Consider the following 24,807-nt stretch of genomic DNA (forward strand, 5'->3'; position numbering starts at 1 on the left):
CTGGGTACGGCGTGGCTGCGTGGCTCTCTCGGATTTATTGGAGTCGAAGCGCAGGCTGCCGGAGTCATACTGACTGGCTCTCCAATGCGTCATCGACCAGACTCAGGAGACGGGCCCGCACGCGCTCCAGGCTCGTCATGTAGCCGTCGATCCGCTCGACGCGCTCGGCCAGCGCCGGCATGCCGAGGGAGGTGCGCAGCCATTCGGCGAAATCGCCCGAGCGCCGGCCCAGCCGGGCGCGGGCCTCGACCATGTGGAAGTAGATGGCGCTGGCGTCCACGCCGGCCAGGCCCTCGCGGAACTCGGCCAGGGTGGTGGCCTGCGGGCCCAGCTCGACCTGCACGATGTGCGACTGCTGGAAGTGGAATGCGCGCCCGGCCTCGGCTCGGGGCACGCTGCTGAGACGCCGCAGGTGGTCGTTGATGATGGTGACAAGCTCTTCCCGGAGCGCCTCGAGGTCCGCGTACTCGAAGGGATCGACGACGGCCAGCCGCTCGGCCAGGGCCTGATCGCGCACCTCCACTGCCACCCAGCGGGCGAAGTCGTTGCCGTAGGCCGTGGTGAGCGGCCGATGGCGCAGGAAGTACCCGTGCGTGTGATAGAAGACGGCCCCGGCCGGCACCTCCTCCAGCCGGTCCATGAGCTCGCGCTCGTCCAGAGCCTGCCGATCCAGCGCCTGGCGGATCTCCACGCAGCCGATGAACGTGAAGGCGTTGGGCGCCGTCGTCACGACCCCTCCATCACCAGGAGCGCCACCGGGAAGTTGGCGAAGGCGCTCGCCGCCTCCAGGCCGCCTCCGGCCGCGGCCAGACGTTCACCCGTCAGCGCATTGAGAAAGCGGTCGCCCACGTCGGTCGGGATCACCACGCGCGTGTCCTGCCCCCAGTATCCCCGTCCCAGGGGCGGCTCCTCGCCGCCCCGCCGGGCCAGCAGCCGGGGCACGACCGTGACCGCCGCCTGGTCCGATCGCACGCGCGCGAAGGCGCACAGGTGCTCGGCCAGCGGACCCTCGACGTCCAGCGGCCGGTAGAGCCCCTCGGTGAAGAGCCCGGGGTTGCGGCGGCGGCAGGCCAGGGCCTGCCGGACCACGAAGAGCTTGATGCGGCCGTCCTCCCAGTGCTTGATCAGGTCCTGAGCCAACCCGGGCAGGTCGTGGCCGCTGTCGACCTCGGCCGCCAGCGATTCCAAGATCCGCCGCCGCAGCGCGAAATCGACCGGCCGTCGGTTGTCCGGGTCCACTAGATTAAGGTCCCACAGCTCGGTGCCCTGATAGAAATCGGGGATGCCGGGGGCGGTGATCTTCACCAGGGTCTGGGCCAGCGTGTTGAACATGGCGAAGCGGGCCACCCGCTGCTGGAAGGGCACGAAATCCGCGAGGAACCGGGCGGACTGGGCGGGATCGAGGATGGCCGCGGCGAAGCGGTCGATGGCCTCGTCGTAGCGGACGTTCGGCTCGATCCAGCTCGTGTGGGATTTGGCCTCGTGGATCGCCTTGTGCAGGTAGCCGCGCAGCCGCTCGGCGGTGATGGGCCAGGCCCCGACCAGGGTCTGATAGATCAGGTACTCGGTGTTGGCGCCGGGCGTGGGCTTGCTGTCCACCGTCGACCGGTGCCGGCGGTTCAGCTTCTGCCAGGCCACCACGCGGTGGCGCCACTCCTCGGGCATCTCCGACAGCACGTTGATGCGGGCCCGCACGTCCTCGCCCCGCTTGGTGTCGTGCGTGGACGTCGTGCTGAGGGCCCGGGGAAACGTGCGTTGCCGGTCCACCATGGCGGTATGGAACTCGGCGAGCGGGGTGCCGAAGCGCGCCGGATCGCCCCCGACCTCGTTGAGGGACACCAGCCGGTTGAAGCGATAGAGCGCGGTGTCCTCGTAGCCCTTGGCCATGACCGGCCCCGTGATCTGCTGCAGCCGCATGGCGAACTCCAGACGCTCGCGGCGATACGCCTCGTCGGCCCACGGGGGCTGGCGCAGGAGCAGGATGTCCTGGATCCAGTTGTAGATCGACGCGCTCACGGAGGGCGTTCGCCGTTTGGCCTGGGCCACGGCCCGGGCGATGTAGTCGCGGTCGGCCTCGCTGGGGCCCGCGCCTTCGCCGACGTACGTCCGGTAGACGGGGAAGTTGGCCACGATCTCGCGGAGCGCCCCGGTGAGGCTCAGCAGCGTGAAGTCCCGGGAGGAGCGGTGCTTCTCGGAGATGACGTTGAGGCGATGGGCCAGCATGTTGATCTCGGAGGCCATCGACGTCTGCATGATCAAATTCTTGGCTTCGTACACCACGTCGGAAAAGGGTGGCCGCTCCTTGATGAGCCGGGCGTAGAAGAGCTCCATGGCGTGGGCCTGGCTGCGGTCGACGAAGATGCCGTTGAGGAGATTGAGGAACTCGTATCCGGTCGTGCCCTCGACCGGCCAGGAGGCGGGCAGCCGCTCGCCCGGGGCCAGAATCTTCTCGGCGTAGATCGCCACCGGCCGGGCCGCCCCGTCGCGGAGCCACTGGAAGTACTGGGTCGGCGCGTAGAGCCCGTCGGGGTGGTCGATGCGCAGCCCGGTGACGGGGGCTTCGGCGACGAGCCGCATGATGAGTCGGTGGGTGGCCTCGAACACCTCGGGGTTCTCTACCCGCAGCGCGGCCAGCTCGTTGATGTCGAAGAAACGGCGATAGTTGATCTCCTCCCCGGCCACTCGCCAGTAGGCGATGCGGTAGGCCTGCTCGGCGAGCAGGACGTCGAGCAGGTCGAAGGAATGGGGCTCGCCCGGGGTCCCGTTGAAGCGCCGGACGTTGTCTTCGATGAACTCGCGTATCGCCGGATCCGTGAGCAGCAGGGCGGCCAGCCGCTCGATCCCCTGCTGGCGATCCCGGCGGTGGGCGGCCCGGCGCTCGGGATCGACCTCCTCCTGGCTGGGCAGCGTGACGAACCAGGCGGCCAGCGTCTTCAGCTCCAGCAAGCCCGGGTGCTCGGCCCCGAGCGCCGCCTGGAGCTCATCGAGGCGGTGGCTGAGGATCCGGGTGTAGGAGCGGGGGGCCACCGGCAGGGCGGTCTCGTAGTAGCGGACCCGGAAGGTGCCGTCCACCAGCTCGAGCGTCAGCTCTCCCCGCTCGAGCACCGCGCCGTACTGATCGCCCAGGATCGGCAGGAGCACCTTGCCGGCGAGCTCGCGCTTGACGGGGTTCCAGTCGATGTCGAAGTACGCCGCATAAGGGGACGCCGGCCCGTTCTCGAGCACGTCCCACCACCAGGCGTTGCGATTGTGGGCGATGCCCATGTGGTTGGGCACGACGTCGATGACGAGCCCCATGTCGTTCCGCCGGAGCGCCTCGGCGAACCGCGAGAAGGCCGGCTCGCCCCCCAGCTCGTCCCGGAACCGGTTGTGATCGGAGACGTCGTAGCCATGCGACCCGCTGGAGGCGGTCTCGAAGAACGGTGAGGTGTAGCAGTCGGAGATCCCGAGCGCGGCCAGGTACGGCACGATCGCGGCGGCGGCGTCGAACGTCAGGTCAGGGCCGAGCTGCAGCCGGTACGTCGCCAGGGCCGGGCCGCTCACCGTGGAGCATCTCCCGCCAGGTTGAAGTCCAGCGCATCGGCGAGCGGTCGCAGGATCGGCCGCGCCTCCGGCCGGGCCCGCCACAGCTGGAAGAACCGGTTCTGCGCGTGCCAGCGACCGAATCGGACCGGCAGCCGCCGGGCTCCCTCGATCAGCGCGACGGCCGCGTCTACCCGGTCCGGCGTCGGCTGCTCGGCCAGCGCGTCCAGGACCGCGGCCACGGCGCGCATCATGACCGGCCGCGACGCGCCGAGGTCGAGGCTCAAGCCGAGGCTGCGCGCCTCCTCGGCCAGCTCGAAGGCGCGCTCGGGCAGCGCTCCCGAGTCGGGCACGCGCTCCAGCTCGGCGGTGAGCTGGTGCTCGAGCACGTGCTTGCCGGTGACGCGGAGCACCTCGGGGATGGGCGCTTCGGCCTCGCGCAGGTAGTGGACCAGCTTGCGGCTCTCGTCCCAGATGCGGTGGTGCGCCTGCTCGTAGCGCTCCAGGACGGCCTGGATGACCCGGGTCATCACCCGGCGCCGCTCCTCGAGGAACAGGTGAGGCAGCCCGAAGAGGTCACGCGGGAAGTGCTCGTCCAGGCCGCGCACCATGTCGGCCAGGCTGTGCTGGGTGTAGCGGCGGAGCAGGTCGGCCTTCAGGCTCTCGTAGGCCTCGGGGCCCGGGTCGCTGCGGATGCCACAGGAGAAATCGTGGCCGCCGAAGTGCAGCACGGCGTACACGAGATCGCGAGCCTCGCCGGTCGTCGCCGAGCTGACGTGCACCCGGCCTATCCGCAGCATCGTCCCCGCGTAGGCCTCACGGGTCTCGTCCAGGCGTTGCACGCGCCAGGCGTAGACCTTCGTGTCGTCGGGTTGCTCGTCGAACAGTCCGCTGATCGCATAGTGGGCGACGACCCGCCGCAGGTCCACCATGGCGGGGCGGACCAGGCGGCGGTAGACCTGCCCGCCGTCGTGATACTCGGCCAGGTTGCTGGGCGCCGCCTCCAGCCGGCGGAGGAACTCCGGCTCCAGCTGGCCGCCACCGAGGTCGCGGAAGTACTGGATCGCCATCGCCGCATACTTGAGGATCTGCACGGGCTCCAGCCCCGAGATCTCGTCGAAGAACCAGCCGCACGAGGTGAACATCAGCATGCGGTTGCGCTGCATCTCGAGCAGGCGTCTGGTCTCGACCAGCGCCGTGCCGTCGAGGCGCACCCGCTGGTGGCGGGCCAGCCACTCGCCGAGCCGCTCCGGACGCGGGTCCAGCAGGACCTCGATGTAGGCGTCGCGGGCCTCCCAGGGATCCTTGAGGTGCGCCGAGGCCCGCGCCTCGTAGAAGGTATCGATCTGCTCTCGCAGCCAGTCGAGTGCGGCGCGCAGCGGCGCCCGCCAGCGCTGATGCCAGTCGGGACGGGTGCGGCAGCCGCAATCGGCCCGCCAGCGTTCCACGCCGTGGGCGCAGCTCCACGAGGTGGCCTGGAGAATCTGCACCTCCCACGCCGCCGGTTGCTTGGCCAGGACGGCCCCGTAGTTGGTGAGGCTGGCGAATTGCTCCGACTCGATCTGGTGCAGGGCCGCGGCCAGGGCCATGTCGCCAAACTTCTTGTGATGGCCGTACGACTCGCCGTCGGTGGCGCAGTGCACGAGCTGGGGGCCGTCTCGGTTGTCGTCGAAGCCGCTCTTGAGGCGCGCCACCAGGTGTTCGCCGCGGTCCAGCGCATCCTCGAACGCGACCGCCCGGGAGATGGGGCCGTCGTAGAAGAAGACGGTCAGGCTGGCGCCGCCGGATCCCCTCCAGAGGTACGGCCGGCTGGGGTCGACGCTGGCGTTGACCTCCTTGAAGGCGTCCCCGTCGAGCGGGCGCACCCGCCAGGCCTGATGCGGGGCCAGGATGGTGAACTTGACGCCGGCCTCGGCCAGGATCTGAAGGCTCTCGTCGTCGGCAGCGGTCTCGGGCAGCCACATGCCCTCCGGCTCGCGGCCGAAGCGGTGTCGGAAATCGGCGAGGCCCCAGCGGACCTGGGTGACTTTGTCGCGCCGGGGCGCCAGCGGCATGATCATGTGGTTGTAGACCTGCGCCAGGGCGTTGCCGTGCCCGCCGCGCGCCGCCGCGCTCACCCGGTCGGCTTCCAGGATCTTCGCGTACACGTCCGGGGCGTGGCGCTCGAGCCAGGCGAAGAGCGTCGGCCCCACGTTGAAGGAGATCTCGGCGTAGTTGTTGACGATGTCGAGGATGCGGTTGACGCGGTCCACCCGGCGGGCCGCCGTGTTCGGCGCGTAGCACTCCGCGGTGACCCGCTCGTTCCAGTCGTGATAGGGCGCGGCCGAGTCCTGGACCTCCACCTCCTCCAGCCAGGGACTCTCGCGGGGCGGCTGGTAGAAGTGACCGTGGATGGTGACGAAGCGGGACGTGGTCATGCCTCGTCCAGCGAGCGGAGGAATTCCCGCCGCCCGCCGCGAGGCACCACCACCAGGCCGGACGGATCGACGTGGTAACGGCGGCGATCGGCGGCCGGATCCAGACCGATCTCGGTGTCGGCGGGGACGACGTTGAAGCGGTCGATGATGGCCCGGCGCACGCGCGCGCCTTTGCCGACCGTGGTGTGGTCCATGATGATCGAGTCCTCGATGAGGGCGCCCTCGTTCACCCACACGCCGCGGCCCAGGATCGAGTTCCGGATGGTAGCTCGCTTGATGAACGCGCCCTCGGCGATCTGGACGTTGTCGACGTCGCCGCCGATGAGCCGGGCCGGCGGCCCGGGGACCTGCCCCGTGCGGATGGGCCACTCGCGGTTGTTGAGGTCGAAGCGGGGCTCTTCGCCGAGCAGGTCCATGTGCGCTTGCCAGTAGGTCTCGATGTTGCCCACGTCCCGCCAGTAGCCGGGCTCCTCGTAGGGCTTCACGCCGGGGACGTCGTTGAGCTGGAAATCGTAGGCCCACACGCGCCGGTTCGGCACCAGCTCGGGGATGATGGAGCGGCCGAAGTCGTGCTGGGTGCTGCGCCGGGCATCGTCGAGCAGGGCGGCCACGACGACCGAGCGGTTGAACAGGTAGTTGCCCATGGAGACCAGGGCGCCGCCGGAGCCGCCGGGGATGCCGCTGGGACGAGCCGGCTTCTCCTGGAAGTCGGTTACCCGGCGGTCGCGGTCCACGCCGAGCACGCCGAACTGGGAGGCCTCGGCGACGGGTACCGGTCGCGCCGCCACCGTCACGTCGGCGCCGGTCTCCAGGTGGAAGGCCAGCATCTGGTTCACGTCCATGCGGTAGATGTGATCCGACCCGAAGATGGCGACGACATCCGGGTTGAAGTCGTCGATGAGGTTCAGGTTCTGCAGCACGGCGTCCGCCGTGCCCCGATACCAGGCGGGGCCGGCCCGCATCTGGGGCGGCACGATGGTGATGAAGTAATCGGGCACGATGCCGGTCGTGCGCCAGGCCAGCCGGACGTGCTCGATGAGGGACTGCGACTTGTACTGCACCAGGACGTAGAGGGAGAGCATCTCCGAGTTGACGAAGTTCGACAGCACGAAGTCGACGATCCGGTGCCGCCCGCCGAACGGCACCGCCGGCTTGGAGCGGTCCCGGGTGAGCGGATGCAGGCGCTCGCCCTTGCCGCCGGCCATGATCATCACCAGGACGCGAGGTCGCCGCATTCCGTCAGGACGAGCGAGGGGCCACCGCCCAGGCCGGGTCGAGATCCGGGAAGCAGAAGTCCTCGCGTTCCAGCCGGCGCAACATGCCGGCCGCCTCCGGCGTCAGCGGCTGGCCATCGGCCAGCCCCCGGGCCAGCTCGGCGAGGCTCTTGAACTCCGCGTAGTGCTCGGCCACTCGCCGTTCCGCGTAGTCCCGGGCCGCGGCCGTGGTGATGAGGAACTGCCAGTCGGAGGCCTGGAGCAGCAGCAGCTCGCGCGAGGCCTGGGCCAGCACGCGGCGGAAGTCCTTGCCGCCGGCCGGCAGACGCTGCAGCAGGTCGGCCCACTCGCTCTCGGCGCTGTAGACCCTCTCCCACGTCCACTCGGTGTCGGGGTTCAGCCACACCCGGTGATCGCCGCCCTCGCCCCACGAGCCCTCCGGCAGGGAGACCGTCCCGCGCGGTGGCGCCGCTTCCAGGGCCTCGGCCAGCGTGACCGGCGTCACCCCGGCGGCCGCGAAGTTGCGGGCGACCTGCTCGAGCCAGGCCGGCCCTTCGAACCACCAGTGGCCGAAGAGCTCGGCATCGTACGGCGAGCAGACGACGCTCTGGCCGTCGGTGCTGGCCGCCGCGGTCGTCTGCGTGATCAGCTCGACGAAGTGCCGGGCCTGGTTGCGCACGACCTGCCCGGCGGCCTCGGGGTCGTAGGGGACCTTGCTGCCCAGATCCCGGGCCGCATCGGTGATGCGCCAGAAGCGGAGACCGCCCGGGAAGTGCTTCTTGTGGAATTCCAGATACGTGAAGTCGCCGGGATAGCCGTGCTCGCGGCTCCACACCTGGAGCGTGGTCCGCGGGTCGCGGAAGAAGGCCACGGCATGGCCCACGCCTCCGCGTGAGGCGACCCGCCACGGCGCATAGGGCGAGCGCTTGGGGGCGCGCGGGATCTCGGGCAGCGTGTTGGTCAGCTCGCCGCGAAGGGGAAAGTAGTCGTGATACAGGAACAGCGGCGCGCCGGCCGCGATGAGGTGGGAGTCCGCGACGAAGTACTCGAGACCGTGGGCCGCCAGCATCTCCTCGAGACCAGGCCGCAGGCGAGGGTTTTTGCCCTGTTCCCGTCCGGTCGGCGGCGTCCACTCGTACCGCGGGCGGTACGCGCACTCGGGCAGCCAGATGCCTCGGGGAGCGCGCCCGAAGTGACGGCGATGCGTCTCCACCGCCGTGCGCAGCTGCAGGTGGATCGATTCGTCGCGGGACAGCAGCGGCAAGTAGCCGTGGGTGGCGGCGCAGGTGATGATCTCCAGGTGGCCGTGCCGCTCCAGGTCGGCCAGGGTGCCCGGGATCTCGCCGCCGATGCGGCGGTGGAGCTCCCACATCCGCTCGTAGAAGGCCTCCCAGAAGTGGGTGAGCTTGACCAGCTCGTGGCGCCCCTCGCGCTCGAAGTATTCACGGCTTTCGGCGCACGCCCGGCGGACATTGTCGTGGTAGAAGGCCAGCTCGTGCTGAAACTCCGGCGAGGCCAGCTGCTCGGCGAGCACGGGCGACACGTTGATGGTCCACTTGGGCGAGATGCCGTCGGCGATCAGACGGTGGACGGTCTCCAGCAGCGGCAGGTAGCATTCGAACGCGGCCTCGCAGAGCCAGTCGCTACCATGGGGCCATCGACCGTGGTTGACCACCATCGGAAGATGGGTATGGAGGACCAGGGCAAACGGATAACTCATCGCCACGCACCCTTCATCGGGACCTGCGGCATGTCACCGGCCGGCAGTGCCTCCATTGGACCGTATGAACGGACTGGGCGCAAGCCTCCAGGATGATAGCGTCACCTTCCGCGTCTGGGCTCCGCGGTGCCGGAGCGTGGAGGTGGTCATCGAGGGCCGCCCCAGCCAGGCGCTGTGGCGGGGCGAGGACGACGTCTACTCGCTGACCTTGCCCCGGCTGGGCGCGGGCACCCGCTACCAGTATCGCCTGAACGGCGAGCGCTACCGGCCGGACCCGGTCTCCCGGTGGCAGCCCGAAGGGGTGCACGGGCCCTCCGTGGTGGTCGATCCGACGGCGTTCACCTGGACCGACGCGGACTTTCGCGGCCACGCCCGCGCCGACCTGGTCTTCTACGAGCTGCACGTCGGCACCTTCACCAGGGCGGGGACGTTCGAGGCCGTCATCCCGTATCTGGAGGCGCTGGCCGACCTGGGGGTGACGGCGGTCGAGCTGATGCCGGTGGCGGAATTCCCGGGCTCCCGCAACTGGGGGTACGACGGCGTGCACCTGTTCGCGCCGCAGTCGACCTACGGTGGGCCGCTGGGGTTGCGCCGGCTGGTCGACGCCGCCCACGGCCACGGGCTCAGCGTCGTGCTGGACGTCGTCTACAACCATCTCGGCCCGGAGGGAAACTACCTGGCCGAGTTCGGCCCGTACTACACCGACCGCTACAAGACACCCTGGGGCCAGGCGCTGAACTTCGACGGCCCCGACAGCGCCCCCGTCCGGCGGCACTTCGTCGAGAACGCCCGGGCCTGGGCCCGCGAGTACCACATCGACGGGCTGCGGCTCGATGCCATCCACTCCACCTTCGACGCGAGCCCGCTCCACATCCTCACCGAGATCGCCGAGGCCGCCCGCGAGGAGGGGGCTCGGCTCGGCCGGCCCGTGCACATCGTCGCCGAGTCGCACGACAACGACCGGCAGATCGTCCTGCCCCCGGAACAGGGCGGGCTCGGCCTGGACGCCGTGTGGTCCGACGACTTCCACCACGCCGTGCACGTGCTCCTCACCGGCGAGCGCGGCGGGTATTACGGCGACTTCGGGGATCCGCGTCAGCTCACCCGGGCCCTCATCGAGGGGTTCGCGTTCCAGGGCGAGCCGTCGGAATACTTCGGCAGGCCGCGGGGCACGTCGAGCGCAGACCTGGCAGGCGAGCACTTCGTCATCTGCATCCAGAACCACGACCAGGTGGGCAACCGCGCTCGGGGGGACCGTCTGAGCGTGATCCTTCCCTTCGAGGCCCTGAAGCTGGCGGCCGCGCTGATGTTCGCGGCGCCGGCCCTGCCGCTGCTGTTCATGGGCGAGGAGTACGGCGAGACGGCGCCGTTTCAATTCTTCACCTCCTTTCTCGATTCCGATCTGGCCGCCGCCGTCCGCCGGGGGCGGACGGCCGAGTTCAGCCGCTTCGCCTGGCAAGGGACCGTTCCGGACCCGGGCGACCCGGCCACGTTCGTGCGCTCGCGACTCAACCACTCCCTGGCCGCGGCGCCGCGCCGCCGGGGCCTGCGCGAGTACTACCGAACCTGGCTGGCCCTGCGCCGCTCGCATCCCGCGCTGGGCGCGGCGAACAAGCAACTCGCCCAGGCCAGCCTGGCGCCCGGCAACACGATGCTGTCGCTGACCCGCAGCGCGCCGGCCGGCCAGACCCTCCACCTGGCCGCCAACCTCACGGGCGAGGCCCAGCCGTGGACGCCGGAGTCGTCGCGGCGGCTGCTGCTCGACAGCGCCGACCAGCGCTTCGGAGGCACGGCCACGCCGGGGCGGCCACCGATGCGGCTGCAACCCTTCCAGGTCCTGCTGTACGAAGCAAGGCGGTAACCGCGTCGGCCGAGCGGTAGGGCCCACGGCGGGATCGAGTATCATGCAAGCGCGATGACGATTCGCGAGACGTTCCTGGTCAGGCACCCGATCTCGGGGCGCCTGGCCGAGCGGGCGCGCCAGTCGATCCCGGGCGGAGTCACCCACGACATCCGTCACCTGCAGCCCTTCGCCCCCTACATCGACCGGGCCAGCGGGGCCCGCAAGTGGGACGTCGACGGCAACGAATACATCGACTACTGGATGGGTCACGGCGCGCTCTTCCTGGGCCACTGCCACCCCGCGGTGGTCAAGGCGGTGCAAGCCCAGATGGAGCGCGGCACGCACTTCGGGGCCAGCCACGAGCTGGAGATCCGCTGGGCCGAGCTCGTCAACCAGCTCGTGCCCTGTGCCGAGCTCACACGCTTCACCATGTCGGGCACGGAAGCGACGCACCTGGCCATGCGCGTGGCGCGCGCCTACACGGGACGTGCCCGGATCGTGAAGCTCGCGGGCCACTTCCACGGCTGGCACGACGGCGCCGTGGCCGCGGTGAACCCGCCTTACGAAGTACCGATGTCGGCCGGAGTGCCCGGCGCCACCATGGACCAGGTGGTGATCTGCCCGCCCAACGACATCAAGGCCGTCGAGACCGCGCTGGCCCGCGGCGACGTCGCCGCGGTCATCCTCGAGCCGGCGGGCGGCCAGGCCGGCACCACGCCCACGATCCCGGGCTATCTTGCCGAGCTGCGGGCCGTCACCGAACGGCACGGCGTGGTGCTCATCTTCGACGAGGTCATCACCGGGTTCCGCTATGCGCCCGGCGGCGCCCAGGAGTACTTCGGCGTCAGCCCGGACCTCACCACGCTGGCCAAGATCGTGGCCGGGGGCCTGCCGGGGGGAGCACTCGCCGGCAAGGGCGACATCATGTCGATCATGGCGTTCCGGGGCGATCCCGACTGGGACCGCAGCCAGCGGGTGGCCCACGCCGGGACCTTCAACGCCAACCCGCTGTCGGCCGCCGCCGCCATCGCCACCCTCGAGCTCTGCGCGGACGCCTCGCTGCAGGCGCGGGCCAGCAAGGCGGGCGAGGAGCTGCGGCGGGCGCTGGCCGAGGCGATGCGCCGCGCCGGCGTGCCGGGCACCTGCTACGGCGAGGCGTCCATCTATCACGTGTCGTTCGAGGGCAAGCCCGGCCTGGCGGGCTTCGACCGGCCGCGCCGGGGCGCCCTCTACCATCTGTTGCGCTGCGCGCTGCTCAACGAGGGCGTCGACTGCTCGGCCAACCACGGCTGGGTGTCGGCCGTCCACACCGATGAGGACATCGCCCGGACGATTGCGGCCTACGCGCGCGCCTTCCGGGCGATGGCCGCCGAGCGGGTGTTCGGCGCGGCATGAGACGCCGCCCGGCGGCCGTCGCGGGGATCGGGCTCGCCTGGCTCGCCCTCGCCGGCGGCGGGCTGGCGGGCGGCTGCACCTACTATCCCAGCGTGGTCGACGTGGGCGGGGTCCGCCTGCGCCCCGAGGCCGGCCGCGCCGTGCGGTCGGCCAGCGGCCACGAAGCGGCCGTCTACTTCAAGCTCAACAGCACCGGCAAGTACGGCGACGCGCTCACCGGCGCGGAGTCACGGCTGGCTCGCACCACCGAGCTGCGGGGCCCCGGCGGCGACCGCATCGGCCGGGTCGAGATCGCCGGGGCCACCGTCGTGAGCTTCGAGCGTGGCGGCCCCCACATCGCGCTGGCCAACTTCACCCGCACGCTGACGCCGGGCGAGGTCATCATCGTCACGCTGCACTTCGAGAAGTCCGGCCCGCTGGGGCTCGTCACCGTCGTCGAGTAGCTGGCCCCGTGGTATCCTTTCTGCTCCTGGTGGGCAGGTAGCTCAGTTGGTAGAGCACAGGACTGAAAATCCTGGTGTCGGCGGTTCAATCCCGTCCCTGCCCACCAGATTTTCAGCCACTTGCCGAATGCCCTGTCAGCTGCGGTTACCGAAGTTTCACCAGAGCTGTCACTGAACCTGGCGTTGGGACGCTGACCCTGGAGAGCGGAGGCTCTCCCGACAAAGAGGATCCGCGGCCGCGGACAGAGACGCGCAGGCGACGCCCGCGCCGAAGGCCCGCACGGGAGAGGTCCCGACGTCAGGTGTTCGCGCCCGGCTCCGCTCCGGGCTTGTCGCGGAGGCCCTTGAGATAGGGCAAGAGCTCCTCGTGCACGAACGAGAACATGGCGCCGAGCGTGGCGTTGCCCAGGAGCTGGCGCTTCGGTCCTTCGGGCGCGGCCCAATCCTGCCAGCGGAACCCGGGCTCCAGTGACGGCGTGAACTCCGCCCCCACCGCCTCAGCCGCCTCGGCCTCACACGTCTCGCGCTCGTCCAGGATGCGCAAGAACAGGATCCACGTCAGCTCGGGAACGTACTGGAGCGCGCCGGCGCAATTCGACCGCCGCATGATGTCGCAGATCGACTTGACGGCCGCGTTCACCGACTGCTGGCTGGCCAGCCGCTTGCCGTTGCCATTCGTGGCGTCACGCCGGGCTATCAGTTCTCCCCATCGTCGAGCCGGGCCGGCTCTTCCAGGAGCTTGAGCAACGCCGTGGCGCAGTAGACGCGGTCGCGCTTGGCCTCGTTGACCTGGCGCATGATGTTGAGCGTCTCGAGCTTCACAACCGCGCGCTGTGCAGTCGTGAAGGCCACCTTCAGGCGCTCGGCAGCGCGACGTGTCGTCCAGTATGGGTTCTCGGCGAGCAGGTCTACCAGTCGTACGGCTGCCGGCAGCCCCGCGCTCACCGCTTTGTCGCGCCACTTTTCGAGAAGGGCATTGATCCGTATGGCCCGGGAGAGGGCGTCGGTCGATTGCGTGGCGACTCCCCGCAGGAAGTATCCGAGCCACGCCTCCCACTCGCCCCGCTCGTGCACGCCCTGGAGCCGCGCGTAGTAGGCCTGCCGATTGGCCTCGAAGAAGGCGCTGAGGTACAGCAGCGGCGCCGGCAGCACCTTCCGCTCGATGAGGAACAGTGTGATGAGGAGCCGCCCCACCCGGCCGTTACCGTCCACAAACGGGTGGATGGCCTCGAACTGGTAGTGGACGAGCCCCGCCTGGACGAGAGGCGGCAGCGAACGGTCGTGCAGAAACTTCTCCCACGCATCGAGACACGGCAGCACCTGGTCGGGCGGCGGCGGAACATAGATGGCCGCCTCGATGCCGACTCCGGGCGAGCCGATCCAGTTCTGCACGTCGCGGAAATAGCCGGGCCGCCCCCGGTCGCCCCGGGCGCCGGCCATCAACTTGCTGTGCAACTCGCGCACGACACGAAGGGAGAGCGGCAGGCTGCTCAGTCGGGCAATCCCATGCTCGAGGGCCACCACGTAGTTGGCTACCTCGCGGAGGTCGTCCGGGCTGCGATCCACCGCCATCCCGGCCTCTGCGGCGAGCAATTCTCCCAGCGTTGCCTGAGTACCCTCGATCTTGCTGGACAGCACCGCCTCCCGGCGTATGAAGGGCCGGATCAGCAGGTGCGGATTGGGCAGCCGACCTCCCTCTCCGGCCAGTCGCCCGATGAGTCGATCGGCGTCGGAGAGCGCTCCCACAAGGGCCGGTGTCCAGGTGATCCGAGGCGGCAGCGGGTCCGGCACATGGGGTCGCCCTCTACCGGGCAATTGGCCCGCGCGCCCTGGAGCCGCCATCCGCGTCAGGCCGCGCGTTATTTTCGCCACCGCAAACAGCCCCGAGCTCTATTTTCGACCATGGCCAGAACCGATAATATCAGTTCGGGCGCCTTGAGGAGGCTTCTTCAAAGTTCTCCGTCGAAGGCTCGGCGCAGCAGTGCTGCCGGCAGCGCTCGATAGCGCGGAACCGCTGTTGGACATCGCTCAATGTTCGGTCGGTTGATTACTTGATGCCGGCGCGCATGAAGCTCTGGACGAACTGCCGCTGGAAGAGCAGGAAGGCCACCAGGAGCGGGGCCACCGACAGCAGCGTGCCCGCCGAGATGACGGCCCACGAGACGCCCGTTTCGGGGGCCGCGAAGATGCCGAGCCCGACCGTGATGGGGCGGGTCTCCACCGAGTTGGTGACGACCAGGGGCCAGAGGAAGTTGTTCCAGTGGTACGAGACCGAGACCAGGCCGTAGGCGAGATACGTCGGCCGGGCCAGCGGCACGTAGACCGAGAGGAGCACTCGGAGCACGCCGGCCCCCTCCACTTGCGCCGCCTCCTCGAGGTCGCGCGGCACCTGCTTGAAGGTCTGGCGCAGCAAGAAGATGCCGAAGGCCGAGGCCATGTAGGGTAGGCCGATGGCGGGGACGGTATCCACGAGATCCAGGCGGCTCAGCGTCGTGTAGTTCTCGACCAGGAGCACCTCGGGCACGATGAGGATCTGGACGAGCACCAGGGCAAAGGCCAGGTCGCGTCCTGGGAAGGCAAAGCGCGCGAAAGCGTAGGCGGCGAGCGTGCAGAGCACGAACTGGGCGGCCAGCACCATGGTCACCAGGAGGACAGTGTTCACGATGTACCGCGCGAAGGGCGCCACCGCCCACGCCCGCTGGAAGTTCCCGAGCGTCAGCGGCGCCGTGAGGTCGAACCGCGTCGCATACTCCGGCGGATGAAACGCCGCCCACACCGCGTACGCCAGCGGCAGGATCCACAGCACCGCGAGCAGCAGCGCCGCCGCGTTCTCCAACCACTGCCCCCGCGGCGCCGGCCCCGCGATCCCATCGGCCTCTGCCCTCACGCGATATCACCCCCGTTCCGAGCGCCGGCTCCGCCGGCGCAATCCTTTCTGGGGGAGGTTCGGAGGGGGCCGGCCGAGGCCCCCTTCGATGAAAGCCTCCCTCCGAGGCTATCGATAGTGCACGCGTCGCTCGATCAGCCCGAACTGGGCGATGGCCAGCACGGCCAGGATGGCCAGCAGCAGCACGGTGAGGGTGGCCGCGTAGGCCCAGTCGTTGTAGCCGAAGGCCACTTCGTAGAGGTAGTAGAGGAGGAGGTTCGAGGCGTTGTCCGGCCCGCCCTTGGTCAGGATGAAGAGCTGGTCGACCAGCTTGAAGGAGTTGATGGTGGCGTTCACCAGCACGAACAGCGTCGTGGGCATCAGGAGCGGCAGCGTCACTCGACGGAAGAAGGTCCACCGGGGCGTGCCTTCGATGGCGGCGGCCTCCTTGAGATCAGGCGGCAAGTGCTGGAGCGCGGCCAGATAGAAGATCGAGAAGAAGCCCGCCTCCTTCCACACCGTCATCACGATCAGGCACCCCATCACCGTGCTGGGGTCGCCGAGCCAGTTGTGATGCGCGGCGCCGAAGAGCGCGCGCACCTGGTCCAGCAGGCCGAACTGCGGGGTATAGAAGAAGAGCCAGATGTTGGCCACGGCGACCATCGGCAGGATGGTCGGCGTGAAGTAGGCGAGCCGCACCAGCGCGCGGGCGGGCAGGCGGCGATCGATCCAGGTGGCCATCAGGAGGGCCAGCACAATGCTGGCCGGGATCGTCCCCAGCGCGAAGACGACGTTGTTGCCCATGACGCGCCAGAAGATGGGGTCGGCGGCCATGAACCCGTAGTTCTCGAGGCCGACGAAGACGGCAGGCTGGCCGCCCCGCGGCGTCGACCGGACGCTGTCGACGAGGCTGGCCAGGATGGGGTAGTGCGTGAAGGTGGCGAGGAGCACGGCGGCCGGCAGCAGGAGTAGCCAGCCGTGGACGGCGTCGAGCCGGCGGCCGCCAAGCAATCGCCTCACGGCTTTATCGGCGATAGCGGCTCAGGATGCGCTCGGCGCCGGCCTGAGCCTCGGCCAGCGCGGCCTTCGGCTCCTTGCCGCCGGTGAGGGCGGCCTGGATGGCGTCGTCGAGGAGTTTCTTGACGCGCGCGTTCTCGTGCACGGCCAGCTCGGCCACCGCGTGCTGGAGCTGGTCGCGGGCCACGGCGGCGGCGGGGAACTCGGCCGCGTACTTCTTGAGGGCGGGCGTGTCGTAGGCCGCCCGGGTCACACCCATGTAGCCGGTCTCGATGGACCAGCGCGCGGCCTGCTCGGGCGCCGTCATCCACTTGATGAAGGCCACCGCCGCCTTGCGCTCCTCCGGGGAGGCCTTCTTGAAGACGTAGAAGTTGCCGCCGCCGGTGGGGCTGCCCCGCATCTTGGAAGCCGGCAGCATGGCCACGCCGAAGTCGAACTTGGCCCCGGTGCGGACCGGCGTGAGGTTGCCCGTCGTGTGCCACATCATCGCGGTCTTGCCCTGGAGGAAGGCCTCGCGCAGCGTGCCCCACTCCACCGTGCCCTTCGGCATCACCCCGTGCGTGCCGCCCAGGTCGCGCCAGAAGGCGAGGGCCTCGACCACCGCCGGCTTGTCGAAGAAGGTGCGGTTGCCGTCCTGGTTCATCAGAACCTCGCCGTTCTGGCGAGCCAGGGCCTGGAACATCCAGTAGGGATAGCCGGTGGACGGGATCATGAGCCCGTAGCGCGTGACGTTGCCCGAGGCGCCCTTCTGGACCAGGCGCTTGGCCATCTCCACCATCTCGCCCCACGTGGCCGGCGGCTTGTTGGGGTCGAGCCCGGCCTGCTTGAAGGCGTCCTTGTTCCAGTAGAGGACGATGGTCGAGCGCTGGAACGGGATGCCCCAGGTCTTGCCCTTGGTGCGGCTGTTCTCCATCAGCCCCGGATAGAAGGACTCGAGCCACGGCTTGTCGGCGGCGGTCACGAGGTCGTCGAACGGCACGATGACGTCCTGGTCGATCAGCTCGAAGAGATCGATGGAGAAGAGCACCGAGAGCTGCACCGGATTGCCGGCCTTGAGCGCGGCCAGCGCCTTGTTGCGCGTGTCGTCGTAGTTGCCGGCGTAGACGGCGGTGACCTTGATGGCGGGATGCCCCTTCTCGAACTCGGCGATCATGCTGTCGATGAGCTTGGGGATCGGGCCCCCGACGGCGATCGGGTAGTACATGGTGAGCTCGGTGGCCGCGCGCGCCGGCAGGGCGAAGAGCCCGACGGCCAGCAGCGCGGCCGTGATGCGACGGACTGACAGGCTGAACATGATCGATCCTCCCCGGGCCGGCCGCGGCCGGCCTCGCGTACGTTGGAGCGGCCCGATCTTAGCCGATGACGATGGCCGGCGGGATTACGGAATGGTGTCGTGGCGGCGGCCCGTCGCCGCGTCGAACAGGTGCACGGCCGCCGGGTCCCAGCCCAGGCCCACGGCGGCGCCCGGCTCGATAGTCACCCGGCCGGGGGCGCGGACGGCCACGGTCTCCTCGCCCACCGTGCACTTGAGGATAGTGTCGGCGCCCAGGTACTCGCCGTCCACGACCCGCGCCGGCACCCCGCGGCCGTCGACGCGGATGTCTTCGGGGCGCAGGCCCAGCAGGAGCCCGTCGCCGGGCCGCGGCAGCACCGCCGGCCCGTCGGCGCCGCGCACCACCGCGCCGCCGGGGCCGTCGGCCAGACGCAGCACGTTCATGGGCGGGGTGCCGATGAAGCGCGCCACGAACACGCTGGCCGGACGCGCGTAGAGGGCGTCCGGCGGTGCGTCCTGCTCGATGCGCCCCTCGCGGAGAAGCACGATGCGGTCGGCCATGCTCATGGCCTCCACCTGATCGTGGGTGACGTACACCATGGTAATGCCGAGCGCCCGCTGGAGCGCGCGGATCTCCCGCCGCATGTCCTGGCGGAGCTGGGCGTCCAGGTTGGACAGGGGCTCGTCCATGAGGCAGACGGGCGTCTCGGCCACGATGGCGCGCCCGAGCGCCACGCGCTGCTGCTGGCCGCCGGAGAGCTGGCCGGGCTTGCGGTCGAGGAGGTGGCCGATGCCCAGCAGCTCGGCCACGCGGCCCAGCCGCCGCGCGCGCTCGGCGGCCGGCACGCGCCGCACCTTGAGGCCGAAGACGATGTTCTCCCGCACGTTGAGATGGGGGAACAGCGCGTAGGACTGGAACACCATGGCCAGGCGGCGGGCCGCCGGCGGCAGGTCGGTGACGTCCACACCGCCGATCCAGATGCGGCCCTCGGTCACCCGCTCGAGGCCGGCGATGAGCCGGAGCGTCGTGGACTTGCCGCACCCCGACGGGCCGAGCAGCACCAGCAGGCCGCCGGCTTCAGCCGTGAGGCTCACGCCGTCTACGGCGCGCACCGCGCCCCAGAGCTTGCTGACGCCGCTCAGGCGGATCTCGGACATACGGGCGAAATGATAATGCTACACTGCGGGCCCTCTGGCACCTCCTTCGGCTCCGGAGGAGGCGACCGCGCCCCTCGACGCCTGCCGGGCGTCCCGGAACGCGGACCTGGCCGACCTGGTCGACCTGGCGCTGTACACCGGGCTCCGTCGCGGGGAGGCGCTTGGCCTGACCTGGGAGCGCGTGGACCGCCATCGACCCGATGACCCGGCTAGATGTGAGGCTCTCGAAGCCCTCAAGGAGACTGTCATGAGTCTACCCCCCGCCATGACCATCGATGAGCTTCGCCGGCGGATCACCGCCGCGGGCTTGCCCATCCCCGAGGCCCGATGGGAGATGGTCCGCAAGCTCTTGGCCCCCGTCCTGGCGCCGATCCGCGGCGAGGATTGGCGGGCGGCGAGCGTGCTGGAACCCGCCGTCACCTTCAATGCCGGAGGGGAGTCGGGCGGACCATTGGCCACCGGCGGCGCCGCCGGGATCGATGTTGGAGGGCCGGGACAATCACGCGAGCCCGTCGGCACGGCCGCGAACCTGGCGCGCGACGCGCTCCCCTACGCCGGCATCCGCGAGATCGCCCGGTGCTTCCGCCGGCGCGAGCTCTCACCCGTCGAGCTCACGCAGACGCTCCTGGAGCGGATCGAGCGCCTGGATCCCAGGCTCCACGCCTTCGTCACGCTCACCGCCGACCGTGCGCTCGCCGACGCCAAGGCCGCGGAGGCCGCGATTCTGCAGGGCGATGAGCGCCCGCTGCTCGGCATCCCCATCGCCTACAAGGATCTCTATGCCACGCGTGGGGTGCGAACCACCGCCGGCTCAGCGGTGCTGGCGGACTGGGTCCCCGACGAGGACGCGACGTGCGTGGCGCGCCTGCGGGCCGCTGGATGCGTGACGCTGGGCAAGCTCATCACTCACGAATTCGCCTTCGGCATCCAGTTTCCGGGCCATCGCTTCCTGCCGGCCCGCAACCCCTGGAACCTGGAACACATCCCAGGCGGCTCGTCGAGCGGCTCGGGCGCGGCGCTGGCGGCAGGTCTCACGGTCGGCTCGCTTGGCTCCGACACTGGCGGCTCGATCCGCGGGCCAGCCGCCTTCTCCGGCATCGTCGGGCTCAAGCCCACCTATGGCCGGTGCAGTCGGGCAGGGGTCGTCACGCTGGCGTGGACGCTCGATCACACTGGGCCGATGGCCCGGACCGTCGAGGACTGTGCCTGGCTACTCACGGCGATCGCCGGACACGACAGCGCTGATCCGGCCTCCAGCCAGGCGCCCGTCGGCGACTACGTGGCCAAGCTCAACCGGGGGATACGCGGCCTGCGGATCGGCGTGCCGCGCGCCTTCTTCCTCGAGGGCGTGGAGCCCGAAGGAGTGGCGGCGTTCGAGCGCGCGCTGGACACATTGCGCGAGCTGGGCGCGAGTGTCAGCGACGTTGAGATCCGGTCGATCTGGACGTCACCCGCCTACATGGCGATCATGCTCTCTGAAGCCTTCGCCTATCACGAGCGCGACCTGCGCGAGCGCCCGCATCTCTATGGCGAGGGTCTGCGGGACAAGCTCCTGACCGGCGGGCTCTTCTCCGGCGCCGAATACGTGCAGGCCCAGCGACTGCGGAGGCGGCTCCAGGCCGAGATGTTGGAAGTGCTCCGGCGCGTGGACGTCCTGGCCACCCCGACGATGCTGAGCCCGGCCCTGGCGTTCTCGGTCGTGCAGGACCCGGACCTGCCGTTCCCGTTTCCGAAGAGCAACACGTCGCCGTTCAACCTGGCGGGCCTGCCGGCGCTCGCGCTGCCCTGTGGGTTCTCGAAGACGGGACTACCGCTCTCGCTCCAGCTTGCCGGGCGGCCGTTCGAAGAGGCCGTCATCCTGCGCGCCGGGCACGCTTACGAGCAGGCTACCGAATGGCACCGACGGCGTCCGCCCGTGTGACGATCGTTTTTCGGTGAGATTAGCAGACGACCTTGCGGCTTCCCGCAGGGGACGGAAGGCGCCTTGTCGCACTGCCCTTGCTCGCTCGGCTGTAACCACCTACTGGTGGCACGTCGGCGGCGGTCCCTGACTGCGTAGATCCGGTACGGAATTTCTCAAGCCGGGGAGCCGGTGCACGATCCCTTGACCTGCTGCAGACCGCCAGGCTAGCGAGTTATCTACTGAAGTTCTTCGCGGTCTCGCCTGGCATGACGCTTGCGCTCCCAACCGATAACAGAATGTTGCGGACAAGGAGCCACCCATGACCACGATCCTGCTCATCATCCTGATCCTGTTGCTGCTCGGAGCACTGCCAATGTGGCCCTACAGCTCGGGTTGGGGGTACTACCCGAGCGGCGGATTGGGACTCATCCTGCTGATTGTGATCATCCTCCTCCTGACCGGACGGCTGTGACCGCGATTCGATAGCGGAGTCGTTGGTGCCGCCAGACGCTGCCGCGTCCAGCTCGCCTGGTCCGCCAGGTTCGTTTAGGCCGTGTTCGGTGCCGGCGTTCGAGGCGGCTAAGCCGACGCCTTCATGGCCTCCATGGTCTTTAGAATTCGGGCGCGCAGCTCCGCGAGCTCCGTGGCCGTGGCGCCGGGCGGGACGGCGAACTCGGCGCCCACCTGGCCGGGACGTCGGAGCACGAGCACCCGCTGGCCGAGGACGAAGGCTTCCTCGATGGAATGCGTCACGAAGAGCAGGGTCCGGGAGCTACCGCTAGCCAGGGCGAGAAACTCCCGGCGGAGAACGGTGGCCGTCACCTCGTCGAGATGGCCGAAGGCCTCGTCGCAGAGGATGAGGTCCGGCTCCATTACCAGCGCCGCGGCGGCCATCATCGTCGATCGTGCTCGCATCGTCCTACCTCCGTGACCGCGCGTCGCGGATCGCGCGCCAGACGCGCTCGGACGTCGCCGGCATCTCGATGTGCTCGACGCCCAGCTCGGCGAGGGCGTCGCAGATCGCGTTCACCACGGCCGCGAGCGCCGGCGTGGTCCCCCCCTCGCCGCCCCCGCGCAAGCCGAGCGGATGCGCGGTCGAGGGGACCTCGCTGATCTCCGTCGTGAACGACGGCAGGACGTCCGCGCGGGGCAGCGCGTAGTCCATCAGCGTCGCCGAGAGAAGCTGGCCGCTCTCGGGGTCGTAGGCGCAGGATTCCCACAGGGCCTGCCCCACGCCCTGCGCGATGCCGCCGTGCGTCTGACCGTGCAGGATCATGGGGTTCACGGCGCGGCCGCAGTCGTCCACGGTCGTGTAGCGCAGCAGCTCGACCGTGCCGGTCTCGGGGTCGACCTCCACCTCGCAGACCGCGCAGCCGTAGGGGAACGAGGGCACGGGGAGCGTCTCGTCGCAGAGCCCGTCGAGCGGCCCGCGGCACTCCGCCGGGGCGTCCGGGCGCGCCCCCGCGGCGGCGGCCTCGAAGAGATCGACCGAGCGGTCCGTGCCCTTGACGACGAAGCGGCGGGCGGCGAACTCGATGTCGGCGGCGGCGGCTTCGAGCAGCCACGCCGCGATCCGCCGGCCCTTGGCGACGATCTCGTCCGACGCCTTCGCCATCACGATGGCGGCCAGCCGCAGGGCGCGCGCGGAATGGGCCCCGCCACCGGTGACGGTCACGTCGGTGTCGCCGGTGATCAGCCGCACCTGGGACAGCTCCACCCCCAGCCACTCGACCAGCAGCTGCGCGAAGCTCGTCGCATGGCCCTGGCCGGACGACAGCGTGCCCAGCACGAGCTCGACGCGTCCCTCGGGATGGACCGTGATGTGCGCGCGCTCGCGCGGGTCCCCGGTGTTCAGCTCGATGTAGTTCGCCACGCCGATCCCCCGGTAGCGGCCGCGCCGGCGGGCCTCGGCGCGCCGGGCCTCGAACCCCGCCCAGTCCGCCAGCGCCACCGCCCGGTCGAACGCGGCCTGATAGTCGCCGCTGTCGTAGCGCACGCCGACGGCGCTGCAGTACGGCATCGCGCTGGCCGGCACGAGGTTGCGCCGGCGCAGATCCAGGCGGTCGAAGCCATGCCGGCGCGCGGCGAGGTCGATCAACCGCTCCATGACGAACATGACCTCGGGGCGGCCCGCACTGCGGTAGGGGGTAGTGGGCGACGTGTTGGTGGCGACGGCGCGCCCGCGCACGAGCGCGGCCGGCACGCGGTAGACCGTGGTCGCCAGCGCCATGCCTTTGTTGAGGGGATGGAACGACACCGCGTGGGCGCCGACGTTGCTGGTGTTGACAGCCCGAAAGGCCAGAAAGGCGCCGTCGGCGTCCAGCGCCAGCTCGGCGTGCGACACGAGATCGCGCCCCTGGTAGTCGGCGAGGAACGCCTCTCGCCGGTCGGCCGTCCACTTCACGGGGCGACCGAGCCGCCGCGCCGCCCAGGCGACCAGCACGAACTCGGGGTAGCAGCTGTTCCGCGTGCCGAAGTTGCCGCCGACGTCCCGCGCCATCACGCGCACCGTGCCATCCGGGACGCCGAGGGCGCCGGCCACGCCGGTCCGGGTCCGACCCAGCCCGCCCGCTCCGGCATGCACGGTGTAGCGGCCCGTCGCCGCGTCCCAGGCGCCGACGGCCGCCCGCGGCTCCATGGGCACGCCGGTGATCCGGTGCACCCAGGTTTCCAGTCGCACCACGTGGGCGGCCCGCGCAAACGCACGCTCCACGGCCGCCGCATCGCCGACCTCCGTCTCCACGCACACGTTCGACGTGGCCCCCTCGTAGAGGATCGGCGCGCCGGCGGCGGCGGCGGTGGTGCTGGTCGTCGAGGCGGGCAGCGGGGTCCACGCCACGACGACGCGCTCGGCCCCGTCACGCGCCGCCGCGGGCGTGGCGCCGATGACCATGGCCACCACCTCGCCCACGAAGCGCACGCGGTCGGCGGGCATCGGCGGATGCGGAGGCACGAACCGGACGTCGCCCGGCCGGACCATCGCCTCGTGGGGATTCGCCGGCACCGGGCTGTGGGTGATCGGCCCGACGCCGTCCTTCGCCGCGTCGGCGCCGGTGAGCACCGCGATCACGCCCGGCGTGCCGAGCGCGGCCGTAGTCTCGATGTGCTCGAGGCGCGCGTGGGCGTGCGGTGAGCGCACGAAGCACGCGTACGCCTGGCCGGGCAGGTTGACGTCGTCGCTGTAGCACCCACCGCCGACGAGCAGGCGAGCGTCCTCCTTGCGGAGGACCGGCTGGCCGAACCCTTCGCGCGCCGAGCGTGTTCGGGACTGCAGAAAGGACACGTGCGCCTCCCGATCAGCGGTGACCCGACTCCGGCGCCGGATGGTGGCCCGTCGGCGATGCAGTGTCAAGAGCCAGGCGCGATTTCCCTCATCCGCGCGCCCTCGCCTCGTGCTTGACACTCCACGCCAGCCGCTGTAGCAGGGTCAGGCGGGCGTAGCGTCGGCGCGGCGTAGGCCGGCGATGCCCGAGGACACACGGAAGGAGGCCGGGATGGCACGCACGCTGCTCCGCAACGGCTGGGTGGTCACGATGGACGCGGCGCTGGGTGACATCGCCGGCGGCGACGTGCTGATCGAGGACGACCGGATCGCCGCGGTCGGGCCCGGGCTGGCGGCGGCCGGGGCCACGGTGCTGGACGCCACCGGCATGATCGTGATGCCCGGGCTCGTCAACGCGCACATCCACACCTGGGAGATCGGGCTGCGCGGAATCGGCGCCGACTGGGTCAGCGCGCGCGATTACTTCGGCACCGTGCACGGCAACCTTGCCCAGCGCTACCAGGCCGAGGACAACTACGTCGCCAACCTGCTGGGCGCGCTCAGCCAGATCAACGGCGGGAGCACCACCATCTTCGACTGGTGCCACAACTTACGGTCCCCCGACATGACGGACGCCGCGCTCGACGGGCTGGAGGAATCGGGCATCCGCGCGGTGTTCGGCCACGGCACGGCCAAGCCGATCGGCCGGCCGGACCCGCGACCGTTCTTCGAGATCCCCCAGCCCCGCGAGGAGATTCATCGCCTGCGCACCGG

The 24,807-nt window shown here is 70.2% G+C and carries 19 protein-coding genes and 1 tRNA gene; 7 read left to right on the top strand and 13 right to left on the bottom strand.

The window, feature by feature from the left end; genetic code table 11:
• Window positions 1-64: 64 nt before the first annotated feature.
• From VFR64_13875 to VFR64_13895, 5 genes are read right to left on the bottom strand one after another with little or no spacing between them, the layout of a single operon-like run.
• Window positions 65-730 (bottom strand): DUF5752 family protein, encoded by a 666-nt coding sequence (locus VFR64_13875; protein HET9490829.1) that lies wholly within the window; start codon window positions 728-730, stop codon window positions 65-67.
• Window positions 727-3,543, bottom strand: coding sequence for a malto-oligosyltrehalose synthase (gene treY / locus VFR64_13880; GenBank protein ID HET9490830.1), 2,817 nt, complete (start codon window positions 3,541-3,543; stop codon window positions 727-729). Before treY ends, VFR64_13875 begins: the two co-directional genes overlap by 4 nt.
• On the bottom strand, window positions 3,540-5,939 hold the full coding sequence (locus VFR64_13885) for a DUF3536 domain-containing protein (protein ID HET9490831.1): 2,400 nt from the start codon (window positions 5,937-5,939) through the stop codon (window positions 3,540-3,542). Before VFR64_13885 ends, treY begins: the two co-directional genes overlap by 4 nt.
• Window positions 5,936-7,174: a glucose-1-phosphate adenylyltransferase gene (glgC, locus tag VFR64_13890; GenBank protein ID HET9490832.1), complete on the bottom strand. Its 1,239-nt coding sequence runs from the start codon at window positions 7,172-7,174 to the stop codon at window positions 5,936-5,938. Before glgC ends, VFR64_13885 begins: the two co-directional genes overlap by 4 nt.
• A 4-nt stretch (window positions 7,175-7,178) precedes the next feature.
• Window positions 7,179-8,873, bottom strand: a complete 1,695-nt coding sequence (locus VFR64_13895) for a 1,4-alpha-glucan branching protein domain-containing protein (protein HET9490833.1) — start codon at window positions 8,871-8,873, stop codon at window positions 7,179-7,181.
• A gap of 64 nt (window positions 8,874-8,937) precedes the next feature.
• Between VFR64_13895 and treZ the strand changes: the two genes are divergently transcribed.
• The 4 genes from treZ to VFR64_13915 all read left to right on the top strand — a co-directional run bounded on the left by treZ (window position 8,938) and on the right by VFR64_13915 (window position 12,661).
• Window positions 8,938-10,734: a malto-oligosyltrehalose trehalohydrolase gene (treZ, locus tag VFR64_13900; GenBank protein ID HET9490834.1), complete on the top strand. Its 1,797-nt coding sequence runs from the start codon at window positions 8,938-8,940 to the stop codon at window positions 10,732-10,734.
• A 54-nt stretch (window positions 10,735-10,788) separates the two neighbouring features.
• Window positions 10,789-12,111: an aminotransferase class III-fold pyridoxal phosphate-dependent enzyme gene (locus VFR64_13905; protein HET9490835.1), complete on the top strand. Its 1,323-nt coding sequence runs from the start codon at window positions 10,789-10,791 to the stop codon at window positions 12,109-12,111.
• The gene (locus tag VFR64_13910) at window positions 12,108-12,554 is read left to right on the top strand and encodes a copper chaperone PCu(A)C (GenBank protein HET9490836.1); all 447 of its coding nucleotides are present in this window, start codon (window positions 12,108-12,110) and stop codon (window positions 12,552-12,554) included. Before VFR64_13905 ends, VFR64_13910 begins: the two co-directional genes overlap by 4 nt.
• A gap of 31 nt (window positions 12,555-12,585) precedes the next feature.
• Window positions 12,586-12,661 (top strand) — tRNA-Phe (locus VFR64_13915).
• A 191-nt stretch (window positions 12,662-12,852) separates the two neighbouring features.
• Here VFR64_13915 and VFR64_13920 read toward each other — a convergent pair.
• The 6 genes from VFR64_13920 to VFR64_13945 form a co-directional block, all read right to left on the bottom strand.
• The gene (locus tag VFR64_13920; protein HET9490837.1) at window positions 12,853-13,194 is read right to left on the bottom strand and encodes a type I restriction-modification system subunit M N-terminal domain-containing protein; all 342 of its coding nucleotides are present in this window, start codon (window positions 13,192-13,194) and stop codon (window positions 12,853-12,855) included.
• Between the two features lie 56 nt (window positions 13,195-13,250).
• A complete protein-coding gene (locus tag VFR64_13925; protein ID HET9490838.1) occupies window positions 13,251-14,345 on the bottom strand; it encodes a Fic family protein in 1,095 nt (364 codons plus the stop codon).
• 256 nt (window positions 14,346-14,601) lie between these two features.
• Window positions 14,602-15,390, bottom strand: coding sequence for a carbohydrate ABC transporter permease (locus VFR64_13930; protein ID HET9490839.1), 789 nt, complete (start codon window positions 15,388-15,390; stop codon window positions 14,602-14,604).
• Window positions 15,391-15,549: 159 nt separating this feature from the next.
• Window positions 15,550-16,440 (bottom strand): sugar ABC transporter permease, encoded by an 891-nt coding sequence (locus VFR64_13935; GenBank protein HET9490840.1) that lies wholly within the window; start codon window positions 16,438-16,440, stop codon window positions 15,550-15,552.
• A 4-nt stretch (window positions 16,441-16,444) separates the two neighbouring features.
• Window positions 16,445-17,731, bottom strand: coding sequence for an ABC transporter substrate-binding protein (locus tag VFR64_13940; protein ID HET9490841.1), 1,287 nt, complete (start codon window positions 17,729-17,731; stop codon window positions 16,445-16,447).
• Between the two features lie 84 nt (window positions 17,732-17,815).
• Window positions 17,816-18,868 (bottom strand): ABC transporter ATP-binding protein, encoded by a 1,053-nt coding sequence (locus VFR64_13945; GenBank protein HET9490842.1) that lies wholly within the window; start codon window positions 18,866-18,868, stop codon window positions 17,816-17,818.
• A gap of 247 nt (window positions 18,869-19,115) precedes the next feature.
• Here VFR64_13945 and VFR64_13950 point away from each other — a divergent pair, with 247 nt between their 5' ends.
• On the top strand, window positions 19,116-20,789 hold the full coding sequence (locus VFR64_13950) for an amidase (GenBank protein HET9490843.1): 1,674 nt from the start codon (window positions 19,116-19,118) through the stop codon (window positions 20,787-20,789).
• A gap of 301 nt (window positions 20,790-21,090) precedes the next feature.
• Window positions 21,091-21,243, top strand: coding sequence for a DUF3309 family protein (locus tag VFR64_13955; protein HET9490844.1), 153 nt, complete (start codon window positions 21,091-21,093; stop codon window positions 21,241-21,243).
• A gap of 107 nt (window positions 21,244-21,350) precedes the next feature.
• Here VFR64_13955 and VFR64_13960 read toward each other — a convergent pair whose 3' ends face one another.
• Entirely contained in the window at window positions 21,351-21,686 is a 336-nt protein-coding gene (locus VFR64_13960; GenBank protein ID HET9490845.1) for a hypothetical protein, read from the bottom strand.
• 4 nt (window positions 21,687-21,690) lie between these two features.
• Window positions 21,691-24,054, bottom strand: coding sequence for a xanthine dehydrogenase family protein molybdopterin-binding subunit (locus VFR64_13965; GenBank protein HET9490846.1), 2,364 nt, complete (start codon window positions 24,052-24,054; stop codon window positions 21,691-21,693).
• A 211-nt stretch (window positions 24,055-24,265) separates the two neighbouring features.
• Between VFR64_13965 and VFR64_13970 the strand changes: the two genes are divergently transcribed.
• Window positions 24,266-24,807 (top strand): cytosine deaminase (locus tag VFR64_13970; GenBank protein ID HET9490847.1); only part of this gene is annotated, 542 nt, incomplete at its 3' end.

It is taken from the genome of Candidatus Methylomirabilota bacterium, assembly GCA_035709005.1.
Lineage (GTDB): Bacteria > Methylomirabilota > Methylomirabilia > Rokubacteriales > CSP1-6 > 40CM-4-69-5.